A 15,810-nucleotide genomic window follows, 5' to 3' on the forward strand; every position below is an offset into this window, starting at 1 on the left:
TTCATATTTCAAACAGATCCTCAACAAAACATGAGGGTCGACGCAGTGAATAGAGTCACAAGGCATCTAAGTCTCGAAAGACGGCGGTTGTCGCTGATTGCGGCTCTGGCTTTTGCCTCAGGTTTCACTCTTTACTCACATATAGATGCAACGCGTTTCGGATTGCCCGTCCCGGTTGTTATCGGCCTGATCTATATGGCTGTCATTGTATGCGCGACGGCTCTATCCACCTATTTCCTTCCTGGCTTGCGCCGCGTCACGGATACGGTGGCGATGACGCGTCTGGCATTTGCTCTTTGGGTGGCCGGAACCCAAAGCCATGAGATCGCAGCCTCGCCCACAATCAGCGCCGCCGTTGTGGTAGGGGGCGCGATCTTCGTGTTGCAAACGGGTTCAGTGGTTCAAAAGCTGGCTGGTAATCGACCGGATTTCGGCTTTGTCCCTTACATCGTTGGAAACACGCGCCTGTTTCTGGACTGGTTGGATAACGCAGGCGAATATCAGGGTGCCCCGGTCCAGCCGGTATTTGCCGGAAAGACGCCTCGAACGGTGGTCTGATGGCAAAACTCTGGTTTATTTGGTCAGCGTTGCACAGGCCGTCTGGGCCCATCTAAGGGCCAGAGGCGAAAGATGCGGCCCGACCTGTCTGAGAACCTTGGCATGATAGTCATTGATCCAGTCAATTTCTGACTGGTTCAGCATATCTGGCATCAACATATCCGTCTGGATCGGGATCCAGGTCATGTTCGAGAACTCCAGAAATCCGTCATCTGCCTCGACAATTTCGAACAGGTTTTCGATGCGAATGCCGAACCTGCCGGCCTCGTAATATCCCGGCTCGATCGACATAACCATGCCAGGCATCAGGTCGACCGGGTTGTAAGGTTTGCCAATGCGCTGCGGATGTTCATGGACAGACAACCGGTGGCCAATTCCATGACCCGTACCGTGGTCATAATCCAATCCCAGATCCCACAGCGGGCGGCGACAGATTGCATCAATGTGATGGCCCTGTGTGCCTGCAGGAAAGCGCAGCGTGGCCAGAGCGTGAAAGGCCTTGAACACTGCGGTATAGGCCCGGTCATATCCATCAGGCCGCTGAGGCCCGAACGAAAAGCTGCGCGTGGCATCCGTTGTGCCGGTGTCGTACTGCCCCCCGGAATCCAGCAGGTATGTGCCCCGCGGTTGGATCGGAACGGTATTGTCGGCCTCGGTCGCGTAATGGCACATCGCGGCATTGCCATCGGCGGCCGAGATTGTGTTGAAGCTTTCGTGGATGAACCCATCCTGAGCGCGGCGGAAGGCCAATACCCGCTGTTCTGCTTCACGCTCGGTCACCGGTTCAGCCTGTTTCTGTACCTGAGCCGCCAGCCAGGCGCAGAATTCGGTCCAGGCGATCCCGTCCCGGATATGGCAAGCGCGCAACCCTTCCAGTTCCGTTGTATTCTTGCGGGCTTTGGTTTTGCTTAACAATCCGTTGACCGGCACGCCCTTCGCTCCGATACGCTCCAGCACTTGTTTGACCGCCGTCGGCGAAAAATCGGGGTCGAAAATCACAGCCTGGCCGGGCGCTGTGAGATCACTGAGTGTAGACAGAAAACCATCCGGCGCCTGAACCGAAACATTTTCCGGCATGTGGTCAGTGACATCGGCATCCAGTTTTTGGTCAGACACGAACCAGTGCACTTGGCCCGAGCTTTGCAACAGAAGGAAAGAGTTGGGAACAGGGTTGAAAGCCACGTCTGAGCCACGCACATTAAGCAGCCAGGCGATGTTGTCGGGCTGAGTTTCCACCAGCAAGCCGGCCTCTCGGCGTGTTAGCTCGGTGGCCAGATCCGAGATCTTTTCACCCGCCGCCCGGCCCGAAAACTGAAGTGGAAATGGCTCGATCTGTCCTTGGGGGGCAGCGGGTTGGTCGGTCCAGATTGCATCGACCGGATTTGAAGCTGTCGCTACCATCGCGGCACCGCTGCCTTCCAGCCCGTGCTCAAATCGGTCAAACCAGACCGGCGGTAGGTGCATAGAGTCAAAGCCGATTTTCCATCCTTTCTGTGCAACGGCGGCCAGCCAGTATTCGGGCGGCTCGTTAAACAGATGATGGTGCGAGAAAACAGCCTCGGCACACTGGTTTGCAGCCTGTACCACATAGCGGCCATCGACAAATAAGGCGACAGTTTCGGGTGTGACGATGGCCATGCCTGCCGAGCCGCTGAAGCCAGTTACAAAGGCGAGGCGTTCATCATGAGGGGCAACATATTCGCCCTGATGTGCGTCGTAGCGGGGCACGATAAAGGCATCCAGACCTTGTGCTTTAAGCTCTGCGCGCAAGGCCGAAACAATCGCGGATCGGTCGGTTCCGGGGGCATCAAGCATCGGCATTTATCTCTTCAACATGGTGACAGGCGACCTCGCCACGATTTTCAAAAGGCATCAGGGCAGGCACTTTGGTTTTGCATATGTTGCTGGCGTGAGGGCACCGGACATGGAACGGACACCCTGAGGGCATGTTCAGCGGTGAAGGCAGCTCTCCCTCAAGCCGCTTGACGGTGCCCCGGTTGTCGGGGTTCAGCGAAGGGGCGGCTGAAAGCAGAGCTTGGCTGTAAGGGTGGGAGGGGGCGGAAAACAAGGTTTCGCTGTCGCCGATTTCAACGATCCGCCCAAGGTAGATTACCGCGACCCGGTTTGAAACATGACGGACAAGCCGCAGGTCATGGGCCACAAACAGGATTGTCAGATCAAGTTCCCGCTGCAGGTCCAGCAACAGGTTTACCACCTGCGCCTGAACCGAAACATCTAGTGCCGAGACCAGTTCGTCCGCAATCAGAACTTCGGGTTCGACCGCCAATGCGCGCGCAATGGCGATCCGCTGACGCTGACCTCCGGAGAATTCATGCGGCAGCTTGTCTTGTGCGTCCTTCGGAAGGCGGACCAGATCAAGCAACTCGGCCACACGGTCGGGAATTTCTGCTTCTGGGCGCATGTTGTGAACGCTCAGGGCTTCGGCGAGAATTTGCCCTGTCGTCATCCGGGGATTGAGCGATGAATAGGGGTCCTGGAACATCATCTGAACCCGGCGGTTATAGGTGCGGTCAGCTTTGATTTCGCCGTCGAATATGTCCTGACCTTCAAAGTGGATTGAACCGTCGCTGGGCTTATGAAGGCGCACGATACACCGGGCTAGTGTGGACTTTCCACACCCGGACTCTCCGACGACGCCCAGAGTTTCGCCGCGGGTCAGATCTAGGCTGACACCATTCAGCGCCCGTACTTCGCGACCAGGACGCCGCGAAATGACATCGCCGATGCTGCGGCCCATTGGGAACCGCAGATGCAGGTCACGGATTTGCATTAGGGCGGTCATGCGGCGTTCCCTTGGGTTTTGGTTATCGGGTTGAAACAGGCGACCTGTCTATGTTCGGTGATCAGGGTCATCGCTGGGCGCTCTTGCGTGCAGGCGTCTATGCAGGCGGCACAGCGCAGTGCAAACGCGCATCCGGCAGGCAGGGCATCCAGTGCGGGCGGCACTCCGGGAACAGAATATAGCGGCGTGCGAGGAGCGATGTTTTCGGGCACAGACCGCATCAGACCCACAGTGTAGGGGTGATGCGGTGACCGCAGCACATCGCGGACCGGCCCTTGTTCGACGATCCGTCCCGCATACATAACGGCCACGTTGTCGCAAGTCTGGGCAACCACGCCAAGATCATGGGTGACCAGCACAACCCCCATATCCATATCCTGCGCCAGTCGCAGGATCAGATCGAGGATCTGGGCCTGAATGGTCACGTCCAGAGCTGTGGTGGGTTCATCCGCCAGCAACAGTTTGGGTTCTGCGGCAAGCGCTATTGCGATCATGACCCGCTGGCGCATTCCGCCGGAAAATTGGTGAGGATAATCCTTCAAGCGTTGCGCTGCCGAGGGGATGCCGACAAGGTCCAGCATTTCGATTGCCCGATCCAAGCGCGCGGCGCGGGGCAGGTCGGTATGGGCGCGCAGGGTCTCTTCCAGTTGCAGTCCGACTGTCAGCAGCGGGTTCAGCGAGGTCATCGGTTCCTGAAAAATCATCGCGATTTCGCGACCCTGAAACCGACGAAGAGCCCTATCTGACATGGATATCAGATCACTTCCATTCCAGCGCACCTGGCCGGTCACGTCGCCATAGCGGCGCGCCAGCCCCATGATCGAGCGCAACGTGACGCTCTTGCCCGACCCGCTTTCGCCGACCAGCCCCAAAACTTCACCCCGGTTCACGCCGAAACTGACATCGCGCAGCGCAGGCAGCGCGCGACCGTTCTTGTGAAAGGTTGTGCTTAGCCCGGTTACTTCTAGAAGTTTCGTTTGATCCTGCATCGCTATCCCCGCGGTCTCAGCAGATCGGCAAGCCCATCGCCCAAAAGCGAAAAGCCAAGGCCGGTCAGAACGATGGCGATGCCGGGCATCAGGCTCAGCCACCAGGCGGTCGAGATAAAGTTGCGCCCTTCGGCGATCAGCACGCCCCATTCGGCCTGCGGTGGTTGCGCCCCCAACCCCAGATAGCCAAGGGATGACCCCAGCAAGATCACCAGCGCCATGTCAGTCATCCAATAGACAATAACCGGTGTTATCGCGTTTGGCAGCAGGTGGCGGAAGATGATGCGGCTGTCGGAATATCCCATCACCACCCCGGCCGAGGCATAGTCATTCCCCATTTGAGCGATTACCTCGGCCCGCATCAGGCGCGCATAATAGACCCAGTAAACAACTGAAATCGCGATATACATGTTGATCAGGCCCGGCCCTAGAACCGCAACCACGGCAATGACAAGAACCAGGAAAGGAAAGGTGATTACAGCGTCAACGATGCGGCCAAAGATCATGTCCGCGATGCCGCGATAGTACCCGACCAGCGCGCCAACCGTTATACCGGTGACCAATGCGAATACAGTCCCGAAAATTGCCATCTGCATGTTGACCTGATAGGCCCAGATGACGCGGGATAGGCTGTCGCGCCCTAACAGATCTGTGCCGAACGGATGTGCCCAGGATGGTGGTTGGCGCAGGGCCTGATAGTCGATTGCGCTTGGGTCATAGGGCGCGAATACGCCGGGAAACAGGGCAAGCAGCACCGAAAACCCGATGATGATGCACCCGGCCACGAACCCAGGCTTGCGCAAGGCCCGCTGCATGAAGGTGGGGCGCTGCGAGGTGCTGTTGAATGTCGCGTCACTCATTGCAGGCGCATCCTTGGGTCAAGGCGACTCTGAAACAGGTCGGTCATCAGGAAAACCACGGAAACCAGAACAGCAAATGTCAGGGTCAGCCCCTGAATCAGGGGGTAGTCGCGGGCAAAGATAGCCTCGAGCATCAGGCGCCCCATTCCGGGCACGGCGAATACGGTTTCGGTGACCAATGTCCCGCTCATCAGATTGCCAATGGACAGGCCCAGCAGGGTTACCGTCGAAATCAGCGCATTGCGCAGGACGTGGCGACCCAGAACCAAACGAGGCGGCAGGCCTTTGGCACGCGCGAACTGGACATATTCGGCGTCCAGAACCTCGATAATCGCGCTGCGCAGGTTCCGCATGATGATGGCCGAGGTGTAAAGCGCTACGGTCACTGAAGGCAGGAACAGGTGATAGAGCCGCTCGGTAAAGGTGTCGCCATATCCTCCGACCGGAAACAGGCGCAGCTGTGCTGCCAGAAAGGTCAACAGAACGAGGCCAATATAGAACACCGGCATCGACAGCCCGATCTGAAAGACTGTGCGGATCACCGCATCAGGCCAGCGCCCCCGGTTGAGCGCAGCAACAAAGGCTAACGGACCGGCAATCAGCAGCGACAAAATCACCGAATACACGGTCAGGAAGACAGTGATAGGAAGACGGTCAGAAATCACATTGATCACATCCGAGCGCATCAGGATGGACCGACCCAGATCGCCCTGCACGGTGTTGGTAAGGAACAGCCAGAATTGCACCAGCATAGGTTCGGTCAACCCAAGCCGTTCACGGATGGCCTGGATGTCGGCGTCCGAGGCACGATCACCGGCCATCGCAATGGCAGGGTCTCCCGGTAGCAATCGAACAAGAAGAAAAATAATGATCATGACCAGAAAAAAGGTCGGGATCATCATCAGGAGTCGTTTGAAGATATAGGACAGGCTGGACAAAGCGAGCTCCGCAAATTTGTCCCGCCGCCTGAAAGCGGCGGGACCAGGGGTCTTACCTTAGCGGCTGACGGTTGCTTGATCGAAGATATTGTTGCCCAGAGGGGTCTGGACATAGCCTTCGACAGCCGAGCCAACAGCAACGGCAAAGGGGGTCTCATACATGAACAGCAGGGGGGCCGCCTCGGCATAGAGCTCTTGCATCCGGGCGAATTTCGCTTTGCGCGCCTCGGCGTCCATTTCACCGGCGGCTTCGTCGAACAGGGTGTTAAACTCGGCGTTTTCCCAGCCGGTTCCTACTGCCTTGGCCGTGGGTGTGTGGCCCAGCCAGCCCACCACCTGACTGGGATCATTTACATCGTTGACCCAGCCATAGGTGTGAATGTCAAACTCACCTGATCGGTTCTTTGCGCCGCGTGTTGCGCCGTCCACTTGCTCGACCACAAGATCGACGCCCAGAGGAGCCCACATCTGCTGAAGCGCCGCAAAGATGGTTGCATCGTCCGCAGAACCTGCCAGCGTGGTAAAGGTGATTTCGGTTCCATCGGCAAACCCGGCCTCAGCCAACAATGCCTTGGCCTTGTCCACGTCATAGCCATAGAGCGGGGTCATGTCGGCGGCATATTGGGTAGCCTTGGCCATCAACGGCGAGCTCATCGGTTGACCCGCGCCATGCAGTACCAGCCCGATCAACGCTTCTTTGTTGGTGCCATAGTTCAGCGCCTGCCGGACGCGGGCGTCGGCCAGTGGGTTGGCAGAACCATCGGCTCGGTTATCGCGCGTATTGATTGGCGAATAGATGATCCGCGTGGACGGATAGAGGTTCATGTTGATGTTGGAATCCTGCTCCAGCTCGGCCACACGGCTGAACGGGATGAATTCTGCGGCATCAACTTCTCCGGCCTGCAAACTCAGGATGCGGGTTGCGTCATCCGGGATGATCTCAAAATGTACGGCATCCAGATACGGCAGAGCTTTGCCGTCTGCGCCCATGCGCCAATAGTTTTCATTGGCGCAGAAATCCATCGATGCACCTTGTTCAAAGCCACACAGATAGAAGGGGCCAGAGCCTACTCCGGCGGCTGTGGCGGCAAATATCGCAGCGGATTTTTCCTGATCTGTTGCACCTTCTGCGGCCTCAAAGGCCGCTTTGGACACGATTGCCGTGTTGAATGTGGCCAGCATGGACAGGATGGTTGGATCCGGGCTGCCAAGGGCAACCGTGATCGCGTTTCCATCTGCGGTAACCGCGTCGATCGAACCCAGCAAGCCAGCCCAGGGGCTCAGGTCGGGATTGCGCGCTCGGTCGAGGGAAAAGACTACGTCGTCACCTGACATGGGCGTACCGTTTGCGAATTTGATCCCCTCGCGCAGGGTCAGCGAAACCGTTTTACCATCGTCAGAGACTGTATAGGTCTCAGCAAGGCCGGGTTCGACGGAATTGCCGTCGGCACTGCTCCGCAGCAGGGTGTCGAACAGGCTGCCGACCATCCAGATATCAGGGTTGCGATCCGCATAGATCGGATCAATCAGGCGCGACCCGTCATAGCGTGCAAAGTTGAGTGTGCCGCCTCTTTCCTGTGCCAAAGCAGGCATGGCCAGGGTGGCGGCAACGGTTAGTCCCAAAACCGTCTTCAATTTCATAATCAGTCCTCCCGCAGAATGAATTCATGCTCGGGGCGACCATATCCGATTCTTAACAATACTAAAGCTTTTTTTAGTGGAGGGTGAAAAATGGCCAAATGTATTTAGGCTGACCTCTGTTCGGTTGGTCAATTTAACTTGCCACAAAGCCGGAATCATTGATCGGAGAGGTTGTTACCCAAAGCTCTACGGCTTCTACGTCCCCCAATACGACCGAGAAATGACGGGTAGATGTGTCGTGGTGAACGACGTCACCTGGCGACATAATGAAAACCTTGTCACCAAGGTGATATTCAAGCCGTCCCGAGATCAGATAGCAAAACGCCTCGCCCTCATGCCGCATCTTTTCGGAAACGTGCCCCGGGGGGCGATGAACGATCTGTGGGTTGAACAATGCACCGGTAAAACCAGGGCCCAGCTTCTCATAAAACCTGCCTCGCATACCCAGGGAATATGTCTGGCGGTTGTCCTTTGCCACATATTCGCTGAACACCTCGGGTACGCTGAGCAGCTTTTCGATGCTGGTTTGAAGTGCCGCGGCAATCGCCATCAGCGAGGTCAGCGAGGGTGAGCTCAGGCCGCGCTCGACCTGAGACAGAAAGCCCGTTGTCAGATCAGAGGTCTGTGCGACCTTGTCCAAAGTCAGGCCCATCGCCTTGCGCCGCCTGCGAATTGCCTGCCCCAGCTCGGTCGGCGTGCCCTTCGGCTTTGATTTGTCGCGCGCGTTTGCTGCGTTCATTCCCTGTCTCCCGGAATCGTGGGTTGCCGCGCATTCAACCGGATCGCAGAGGAAATATCAAAATTTTTTTTAGCAGAGGTAAATTTTTTTGGGAAGATCCGGGTGTAAACCTTCAAACCCCTCAATTTTTCCAACGGCTTAGTATCTAGCGAAACAGAATCAGAGTTTGATTGAGTGACGCCGATCCGCCGAGATCATGTCGCGGATGTTCTGGACGATTTGTTCCGCATGGGCGCTCGCCAATCGGTCGGCCTCGGTGATGTCCTGGGCCGCTATAGCTGCGATTATGTCGTCATGTTCCAGGGAATACCGATCCGGTAACCGATCCCCAAAGGACGAATAATAGGGCCGCATGATCCGTTGCCCTTCGTTCAGCAATCTGCGCGTCAGGCTTTCGTAATATGGGTTGCGCCCTGCTTTGGCGATTGCATTATGAAGCTCTGCGTTTTTTGCGATCATGGTCAGAACGTCATTTCTGGCAGCCGCATCCGAAAATTCCTGTTGCCGTATGCGAATGTCGCTCAGATCCTGGTCCGTTCGGTATTCGGCGGCCAGCCGGGTTGTAACGCGATACATCAGGGTCATCGCATCAAAGAATGTGTGAAGATTCAAAAAGTCTATGGGCGCCACGATGCTCGCGCGGTTCGGCAGTGTCGCCACCAACCCTTCCGATGTCAGCCTGACAAGGGCTTCGCGGATCGGGGTGCGCGACATCGAGAACCGCTCGCTCAGCTTGGCCTCGTCTATGGCGCTGCCGGGCGCAAGGGCGAGGTCGATGATTTCGTCCCGCAGGGTTTCATAGACGAACTGAACGCCTGATCCACGTTTGCGGCCGGCTTCGACCGGCTTTCGTTTTTCCATGTCAGAGCATTCCCTAGCCGCTGGATCGCGGTCCATCTGCGTTCGCACATCAATTTTGCCACACGTACCGGTGCTAAGTCGAGTGTTAATCCCAGCCAAAAACCAGTTGTTTTTCACGTATTTTAGGGCCTTATTCCTTCTTGTCGAAAATTTGTCGACAAATAAAATATTTAAAGTAGACTGACGGCAAGATTACACGAATCCCTAACCCGGTGGGGCAATCCACCGGCCCGGCAAAAAAATACGGAGACCCAAATCGTGAACCCGAATGTCTTTTCCGGATGCATCCCGGCCCTGATGACGCCCTGTCGCGCGGATCGCAGTCCTGACTTTGAGGCGCTTGTGCGTAAAGGTCATGAGCTGATCGAGACGGGCATGTCCGCGGTTGTCTATTGTGGCTCGATGGGTGATTGGCCCCTTTTGACCGATGCGCAGCGTATGCAGGGCGTCGAGGCGTTGGTCGGGGCTGGTATCCCGGTGATCGTGGGAACAGGCGCGATCAATTCGGCCTTGGCAATCCAGCATGCCGCACACGCGCAGAAAGTGGGCGCCAGCGGCTTGATGGTCATTCCCCGTGTACTGTCACGCGGCGCGTCCATGACTGCGCAGCGGCACCACTTCAAAGGCATTCTGGCCGCAGCACCGGATCTTCCCGCAGTGATCTACAACAGCCCTTATTACGGATTTACCACCCGTGCGGACCTGTTCTTTGATCTGCGCAAGGACCACCCGAACCTGATCGGATACAAGGAATTCGGCGGCGCCGAAGATCTCCGCTATGCGTCCGAAAACATCACCAGCGGTGATGACAATGTTTCCCTGATGGTCGGCGTGGATACCGCGGTGTTCCACGGGATCGTGAATTGTGGCGCTACCGGCGCCATCACTGGGATCGGGAATGTGCTGCCCGATGAGATTCTGCATCTGGTGGATTTGTGTCAGGCGGCGGCCAAGGGCGATGCCAACGCGCGTGCCCGGGCGTTGGAGCTTGAGGCGGCTTTGGGCGTTTTGTCGTCCTTCGACGAAGGCACCGATCTTGTGCTCTACTACAAACATTTGATGGTTATGACGGGTCATCCCGAATACACGCATCATTTCAACGAAACAGATGCCCTTACTGACAGCCAGCGCGGCTATGTTGAACAACAGTTCAGACTGTTCCGTACCTGGTACGAGAACTGGACTGGTCAGGCCGATTCTTCGGCGCAAAATGCAGCGTGAGGATTGGGTATGTCGTTGAATAATGGATATGTTTTTCGCGGTCAGCACTTGATTGGCGGTCAGTGGGTTGGAGCTGATGAAAGCTTTGCCTCCAGCCCCGTCTCGGGTGAGGGGAGCAACTTTGCTGCGGGAACGCCTGAGTTGGTTGATCAGGCCTGTACCCTGGCCGAGGCCGCCTTTGGAGATTACGCCAATCGCAGCCGAGGGGATCGGGCCAGGTTCTTGAATGCTATCGCGGATGAGATCGAGGCCCGTGCCGAGGCCATCACCAGCATTGGCAGTGCAGAAACCGGTCTGCCTGAGATGCGTCTTCAGGGCGAGCGGGGACGCACGGTTGGTCAGTTGCGCATGTTTGCCGAATTCGTCCAGGATGGTGCGTATCTAGAGCGCCGCCATGATCTGGCGATGCCGGATCGCCAACCCGCCCCACGTCCTGACATCAAGATGATGCAGCGCCCGGTTGGCCCGGTGGCTGTTTTTGGCGCTTCGAACTTCCCCTTGGCATTTTCGGTTGCCGGAGGTGACACCGCATCGGCACTGGCCGCAGGTTGCCCGGTCGTGGTCAAAGGCCACCCCGCCCATCCGGGCACCGGCGAAATCGTCGCTGATGCCATTCAAGCGGCGGCCAAGGCGACCGGTATGCCCGACGGCGTATTCTCATTGGTGCAAGGTGGGGACCGCAGCATCGGAGAAGCATTGGTAAAGCATCCGGCAATCCGTGCCGTGGGCTTTACCGGTGGGCTGGCCGGAGGCAGGGCGCTGTTTGACCTCTGCGCAAGCCGCCCTGACCCGATCCCGTTCTTTGGTGAATTGGGCTCGGTCAATCCGATGTTTGTTCTTCCAAACGCTATGGCCGCCAGAGGTGAAGAGATCGGCAAAGCCTGGGCGGGGTCGATGACCATGGGGGCAGGGCAGTTTTGCACCAATCCGGGCGTTGCCGTGATGATCACAGGCGATGATGCTGACCAATTTATCGATGCTGCTGCGAGTGCCCTGAGTACAGTGCCGTCACAGACCATGCTGACCGATGGGATTGCCGAGGCATTTCGATCCGGCCAATCGCATTTGGCCGAACATCCCGCCGTGCGCACGATCCATCAAGGTTCCACGGCAGGCCGTTCAGCTGAACCGGCGCTCTTCGAAACCGATGCCGAAGCGTTTCTGGCTGATCCCAGCCTCAGCGAAGAAGTGTTTGGGCCCGCATCGCTGATTGTGCGCGTCGGCTCGGAAAAAGAGATGGTTGCCTTGTCAGCCCAGCTGGACGGGCAACTTACGGCCACGATCCAGATGGATGACAGTGACACCGCGCTGGCGCAGCAACTCTTCCCGATTCTGGAGCACAAGGCCGGGCGGTTGCTGTTCAACGGCTTCCCAACCGGGGTCGAGGTGGTGGGGTCCATGGTCCACGGGGGGCCTTATCCTGCCAGCACGAATTTCGGCGCGACAAGCGTCGGCACAATGGCCATCCGCCGTTGGCTGCGACCCGTAGCATATCAAAACATGCCCGCCGCACTCAGCCTCGAAGATCTGGAAGGCTCGACGCAATAAGCGGTGAACCACAGGGCTGAGGCAATAAATTCCTTCGGCCATATCAAAGGCTTTGGCCCCGGTGAACGGGGCCGGGCAGGGACACCCAGATCGGCTGTTCCGTATCATCCGCAACACTCTGCCATAGAAGCAGATCACCGGAAATTCCGCGTCATTCGACGTGCAAAATCGGGCTTTGGCCCATAACAGGAGGACAAGATGAAACTCTTCTCGAACTTTGCCGCCCTGGCGGTAACAGCCACGCTTGCAATGCCCGCAAGCGCCGCAGAAATTGAATGGAAGATGACCGCAGCGATTGGTGAAGGTTCATTCTTTTACCAGAACTTCATGGAACGATTTGCGGCTAATGTGGACACACTGACCGCGGGACGCATGCATGTCCAACCTTTTGGCGCGGGCGTTCTGGCCCCGGCCTTCAAGGCGTATGAAGTAGTTCAGGACGGCATCGTCGAAGCCGGTCATTCCACGCCGTCTTATCTGGTAAACCAGGACCCGACCAATGCCGTTTTCGCCAGCTTCCCCGGTGGCATGTCCGGCGAGGCGACCCTGCACTGGATCTATGAAGGCGGCGGTGAGCAGATGCTGCAGGATTTCCGCCGCGAAGAAATGGGTCTGCACACGCTGGTCGTTGGGGTCGGTACGTCCGAAGTGATGGCGCATTCGAACGTCAAGATCGAAACAACCAGCGATCTGAAGGGCGTCAAATACCGGACCTCGGGCGCATGGGCCGCTGTTCTACAGGAAAGCTTTGGCGGCGTTCCGACGGTTGTCCCGGGAAATGAAATCTACACTTTGCTGCAGCGCAAGGGTGTGGACGCGGTCGAATGGTCGACGCCAGGAGGCAATATCTCTGAAGGTTTCCACGAGGTTGCGCCCTATATGATCATGCCCGGCGTGCATCAGCCATCCTTTCTGTGGGAAGTCTTCGTCAAACAGGAAACCTGGGATGCTCTGCCCGAGGATATCAAGCTTCAGGTTACCGCAGCGGCCAAGCTGACAACATACGAAAGCTTCACACATTTCGGTCACGCGGACATTCAAGCCATGGCTGCCTTCCGCGATACCAAAGTTGAAATCATCAACATGGTACCAGCGGAATCCGAAAAGATCCGCGCCGCCGGGCGCGATTGGGCCCGTAGCCAGGCTGCCAAAAAAGCCGAAGACGGAAGCGCCCGGATGCAAGAGGTTCTGGACAGCTACCTCACCTATCAAGCGAACTGGGCCGAGAATTCGGGTTATTTGGTTCGCGACAGCGCCGAATAGGCTCTGCCCTGACATTGGTTGGATGACCGGATATTCGTGCCGGTCATCCGTTTCCGGGGACATACATGACCACTATTCTCAGAGTCATCGACGCGATTGCCGGGGCGCTGGCCCTGCTGGGTCGATGCGTAATTTTTGCCCTGATCGTGGCAATGCTGTACGAGGTTGTTGCTCGCTATGCGTTTGGTGCGCCGACGCTTTGGGCGTTTGATATCTCGTACATGCTGAACGGTTCGGTTTTTCTGCTTGGGGCGGCTTATGCCCTGCGCTGTGACGTGCATGTCAGGATCGACTTTCTGTCTCAGCGTATGCCGATGCGGGCGCAGCAGCTGTTGAACGGTGCTGTCTTTCTGTTGGTCATGACACCGATCACGACCATCTTTGCCTGGGTTGCAAGCAAAAAAGCCTGGAAAGCACTGATCACCGGAGAGGTCGAAAGCGTCAGCCCCTGGGCGCCGGTTGTTTGGCCGTTTTACACGGTCATCGCCGTTGGTCTGGCGGCCTTGGCGCTGCAATTCCTGGCTGAGGCGATCAAGTTGCTTTCGGGGCGCAAGAACCCTGGTGAGGCACCGGGCGAACTGGACGGCATGGAAGAAAACCAATGACACCATTACTGATGTTTGCAGCCCTTTTTGTGTTGGTCTTTGCCGGAGTGCCGGTGGCCTTTTCGCTCATCATCATCTCCGTCGCCTTTGGCTACATGGTGTTCGGTGAGCTGATCTTTTTGCAGCTTTATGGTCCGCTGCTTCATACGGCTTCGAATTTCGTACTGGCAGCAATCCCTCTGTTCATTTTCATGGGGGCGATACTTGAGCGTTCGGGGATCGCGAAACGTCTGTTCTTTGCACTGCAGTTGTGGCTGGGCGGCTTGCCCGGTGGATTGGCGCTGTCGACGATTGCAATGTGCGCAGTTTTCGCCGCCGCATCCGGCGTTGTAGGCGCGGTCGAGATAGTTGTGGGGTTGATGGCCATCCCAGCCATGACCAAAGCGGGTTATCGTAATGACCTCATCGCGGGAACAATCTGTGCAGGGGGCTCACTGGGGACAATAATTCCACCCTCGGTCATTGTGGTCGTCTATGCGTCGATTGCGCAGCTGTCGATTGGCAAGCTGTTTGCCGCATCTATCCTGCCCGGCTTGCTGATGGTGGTATTCTTCGTGCTTTATATTTTGGTGCGCAGCATGGTCCGACCTGCTGACGCTCCTCCGTTGCCACAGGCAGAGCGCGCGATGTCAACCGGCCGTAAGATGAAGGTGACGTTGACGGCATTGTTGCCCCCGCTGGCATTGATTGTCCTGGTGCTGGGCTCGCTTCTGGCCGGTGTTGCCTCGGCCACCGAAGCTGCCGCAGTCGGGGCCGCCGGTACGATCCTGCTGGCTTTGATGTTTCGGGAACTAAACCTGAAACTGATGTCCGAGGCACTGAATGTGACCCTGCGCATCACCGCTATGATCATGTTGATCGTGGCCGGAGGAACGATGTTCACCAGCATCTTTGCGGTCACCGGAGGCGGACAGCTGGTGCGCGATACCGTTGCCGGGATCGGGTATGGCAATGCCGGTATCATCGCATTCTTTTTGTTGGTGGTTTTTTTCGCGGGCTTTGTACTGGACTGGGTGTCGATCGTTCTGATTTTCATTCCGATCTTTGCCCCGATCGTGAAATCCGCCGGAATTGATCCGATCTGGTTTGCCATGATGGTTCTAGTGGTGATTCAGACTTCGTATCTGACACCGCCAATGGCACCGTCGATTTTCTATCTTCGCTCAATCGCTCCGCGTGACATGAGCTATGGGCAGATGTATCGCGGCGTGTTGCCCTTTGTAGGGGCGCAAATGCTGGTTCTTGTGGTCATCATCCTGATCCCCGAAGTGGCGACATGGTTGCCAGAGATATTGGTCGGGCTTTGACATAGATCTTGGTCTTGCCCCTTCAGATGCCTGGCCCTGGTTCAAGGGGCTGGGTCATCGCCCAAGCTGTTTCGAAAGATCTTTCGGTTCCGGTAACTTGTCCGCATTCTGCGCCGCCCATTGATGCATCTCATACAGCAGTGGAAGCAGGCTTTGACCCAGAGGTGTGAGGCTGTATTCGACATGCGGCGGTATGGTCTTGAAGTCTTTGCGAGAGACAAAGCCCGTCGTCTGCAACTCGGTCAGCTGGCGCGTTAACGTTCGATGCGTGATGCGTCCGAGGTTTCGCTGAAGCTGGTTGAACCGGCAGTCTCCCTGCGAAAGCCAGTAGATGATCAACAGCTTCCATCGACCTGAGATCGCCGAGATCAATGCTTCGATCTGACAATGATCCTCTAACTCATCATGTTTCAAGGCAGTATCCTAGATGACCGTACTTGTTCGTGTGAACCTGCAATTTTAGATAGTGGTCAGAAC

General features: G+C 57.0%; 15 protein-coding genes. 6 read left to right on the forward strand and 9 right to left on the reverse strand.

Annotated elements, in window-relative coordinates:
- Nucleotides 1-45 precede the first annotated feature (45 nt).
- A complete protein-coding gene (locus tag AC2FIP_RS12525) occupies nt 46-558 on the forward strand; it encodes a hypothetical protein (protein WP_496786663.1) in 513 nt (170 codons plus the stop codon).
- Nucleotides 559-573: 15 nt separating this feature from the next.
- Here the strand turns inward: AC2FIP_RS12525 and AC2FIP_RS12530 are convergent, their stop codons facing one another.
- From AC2FIP_RS12530 to AC2FIP_RS12565, 8 genes are all read right to left on the reverse strand, one after another.
- Nucleotides 574-2,379: an aminopeptidase P family protein gene (locus AC2FIP_RS12530; RefSeq protein WP_496786665.1), complete on the reverse strand. Its 1,806-nt coding sequence runs from the start codon at nt 2,377-2,379 to the stop codon at nt 574-576.
- Nucleotides 2,366-3,361, reverse strand: coding sequence for an ABC transporter ATP-binding protein (locus AC2FIP_RS12535; RefSeq protein WP_496786666.1), 996 nt, complete (start codon nt 3,359-3,361; stop codon nt 2,366-2,368). The genes AC2FIP_RS12530 and AC2FIP_RS12535 overlap by 14 nt, the downstream gene beginning before the upstream one ends.
- Nucleotides 3,358-4,350: an ABC transporter ATP-binding protein gene (locus AC2FIP_RS12540; RefSeq protein WP_496696734.1), complete on the reverse strand. Its 993-nt coding sequence runs from the start codon at nt 4,348-4,350 to the stop codon at nt 3,358-3,360. The genes AC2FIP_RS12535 and AC2FIP_RS12540 overlap by 4 nt, the downstream gene beginning before the upstream one ends.
- A gap of 2 nt (nt 4,351-4,352) precedes the next feature.
- Nucleotides 4,353-5,210 carry an ABC transporter permease gene (locus AC2FIP_RS12545; RefSeq protein ID WP_496701234.1) on the reverse strand — a complete coding sequence of 286 codons (858 nt, stop codon included), beginning with the start codon at nt 5,208-5,210 and terminating at the stop codon, nt 4,353-4,355.
- A complete protein-coding gene (locus AC2FIP_RS12550) occupies nt 5,207-6,148 on the reverse strand; it encodes an ABC transporter permease (protein ID WP_496749276.1) in 942 nt (313 codons plus the stop codon). The genes AC2FIP_RS12545 and AC2FIP_RS12550 overlap by 4 nt, the downstream gene beginning before the upstream one ends.
- Nucleotides 6,149-6,205: 57 nt before the next feature.
- The gene (locus tag AC2FIP_RS12555; protein WP_271950020.1) at nt 6,206-7,789 is read right to left on the reverse strand and encodes an ABC transporter substrate-binding protein; all 1,584 of its coding nucleotides are present in this window, start codon (nt 7,787-7,789) and stop codon (nt 6,206-6,208) included.
- Between the two features lie 133 nt (nt 7,790-7,922).
- On the reverse strand, nt 7,923-8,528 hold the full coding sequence (locus tag AC2FIP_RS12560; protein ID WP_281973159.1) for a helix-turn-helix domain-containing protein: 606 nt from the start codon (nt 8,526-8,528) through the stop codon (nt 7,923-7,925).
- A 159-nt stretch (nt 8,529-8,687) separates the two neighbouring features.
- The gene (locus tag AC2FIP_RS12565) at nt 8,688-9,389 is read right to left on the reverse strand and encodes a GntR family transcriptional regulator (RefSeq protein ID WP_496692997.1); all 702 of its coding nucleotides are present in this window, start codon (nt 9,387-9,389) and stop codon (nt 8,688-8,690) included.
- Between the two features lie 255 nt (nt 9,390-9,644).
- On the opposite strand from AC2FIP_RS12565, the gene AC2FIP_RS12570 reads away from it, so the two are divergent.
- From AC2FIP_RS12570 to AC2FIP_RS12590, 5 genes are all read left to right on the forward strand, one after another.
- Entirely contained in the window at nt 9,645-10,610 is a 966-nt protein-coding gene (locus tag AC2FIP_RS12570) for a dihydrodipicolinate synthase family protein (protein WP_496696947.1), read from the forward strand.
- Between the two features lie 9 nt (nt 10,611-10,619).
- Nucleotides 10,620-12,158 (forward strand): aldehyde dehydrogenase (NADP(+)), encoded by a 1,539-nt coding sequence (locus AC2FIP_RS12575; protein WP_496786668.1) that lies wholly within the window; start codon nt 10,620-10,622, stop codon nt 12,156-12,158.
- A gap of 198 nt (nt 12,159-12,356) precedes the next feature.
- Complete coding sequence (gene dctP, locus AC2FIP_RS12580) at nt 12,357-13,421, forward strand: TRAP transporter substrate-binding protein DctP (RefSeq protein WP_496678000.1); 1,065 nt, start codon at nt 12,357-12,359, stop codon at nt 13,419-13,421.
- Nucleotides 13,422-13,486: 65 nt separating this feature from the next.
- Entirely contained in the window at nt 13,487-14,026 is a 540-nt protein-coding gene (locus tag AC2FIP_RS12585; protein ID WP_142637832.1) for a TRAP transporter small permease subunit, read from the forward strand.
- A complete protein-coding gene (locus AC2FIP_RS12590; protein WP_271950034.1) occupies nt 14,023-15,333 on the forward strand; it encodes a TRAP transporter large permease in 1,311 nt (436 codons plus the stop codon). The genes AC2FIP_RS12585 and AC2FIP_RS12590 overlap by 4 nt, the downstream gene beginning before the upstream one ends.
- Nucleotides 15,334-15,387: 54 nt before the next feature.
- Here AC2FIP_RS12590 and AC2FIP_RS12595 read toward each other — a convergent pair whose 3' ends face one another.
- Nucleotides 15,388-15,747, reverse strand: a complete 360-nt coding sequence (locus tag AC2FIP_RS12595; protein ID WP_142637835.1) for a winged helix-turn-helix transcriptional regulator — start codon at nt 15,745-15,747, stop codon at nt 15,388-15,390.
- Nucleotides 15,748-15,810: the final 63 nt, after the last annotated feature.

The organism is Ruegeria sp. CDSB114, from assembly GCF_059611025.1.

Coding starts and splice junctions, on each gene's coding strand:
- AC2FIP_RS12590 (WP_271950034.1), top strand. CDS start 14,023: ATGACACCATTACTGATGTTTGCAGCCCTTTTTGTGTTGGTCTTTGCC.
- AC2FIP_RS12565 (WP_496692997.1), bottom strand. CDS start 9,389: ATGGAAAAACGAAAGCCGGTCGAAGCCGGCCGCAAACGTGGATCAGGC.
- AC2FIP_RS12545 (WP_496701234.1), bottom strand. CDS start 5,210: ATGAGTGACGCGACATTCAACAGCACCTCGCAGCGCCCCACCTTCATG.
- AC2FIP_RS12540 (WP_496696734.1), bottom strand. CDS start 4,350: ATGCAGGATCAAACGAAACTTCTAGAAGTAACCGGGCTAAGCACAACC.
- AC2FIP_RS12530 (WP_496786665.1), bottom strand. CDS start 2,379: ATGCCGATGCTTGATGCCCCCGGAACCGACCGATCCGCGATTGTTTCG.
- AC2FIP_RS12585 (WP_142637832.1), top strand. CDS start 13,487: ATGACCACTATTCTCAGAGTCATCGACGCGATTGCCGGGGCGCTGGCC.
- dctP (WP_496678000.1), top strand. CDS start 12,357: ATGAAACTCTTCTCGAACTTTGCCGCCCTGGCGGTAACAGCCACGCTT.
- AC2FIP_RS12535 (WP_496786666.1), bottom strand. CDS start 3,361: ATGACCGCCCTAATGCAAATCCGTGACCTGCATCTGCGGTTCCCAATG.
- AC2FIP_RS12575 (WP_496786668.1), top strand. CDS start 10,620: ATGTCGTTGAATAATGGATATGTTTTTCGCGGTCAGCACTTGATTGGC.
- AC2FIP_RS12555 (WP_271950020.1), bottom strand. CDS start 7,789: ATGAAATTGAAGACGGTTTTGGGACTAACCGTTGCCGCCACCCTGGCC.
- AC2FIP_RS12560 (WP_281973159.1), bottom strand. CDS start 8,528: ATGAACGCAGCAAACGCGCGCGACAAATCAAAGCCGAAGGGCACGCCG.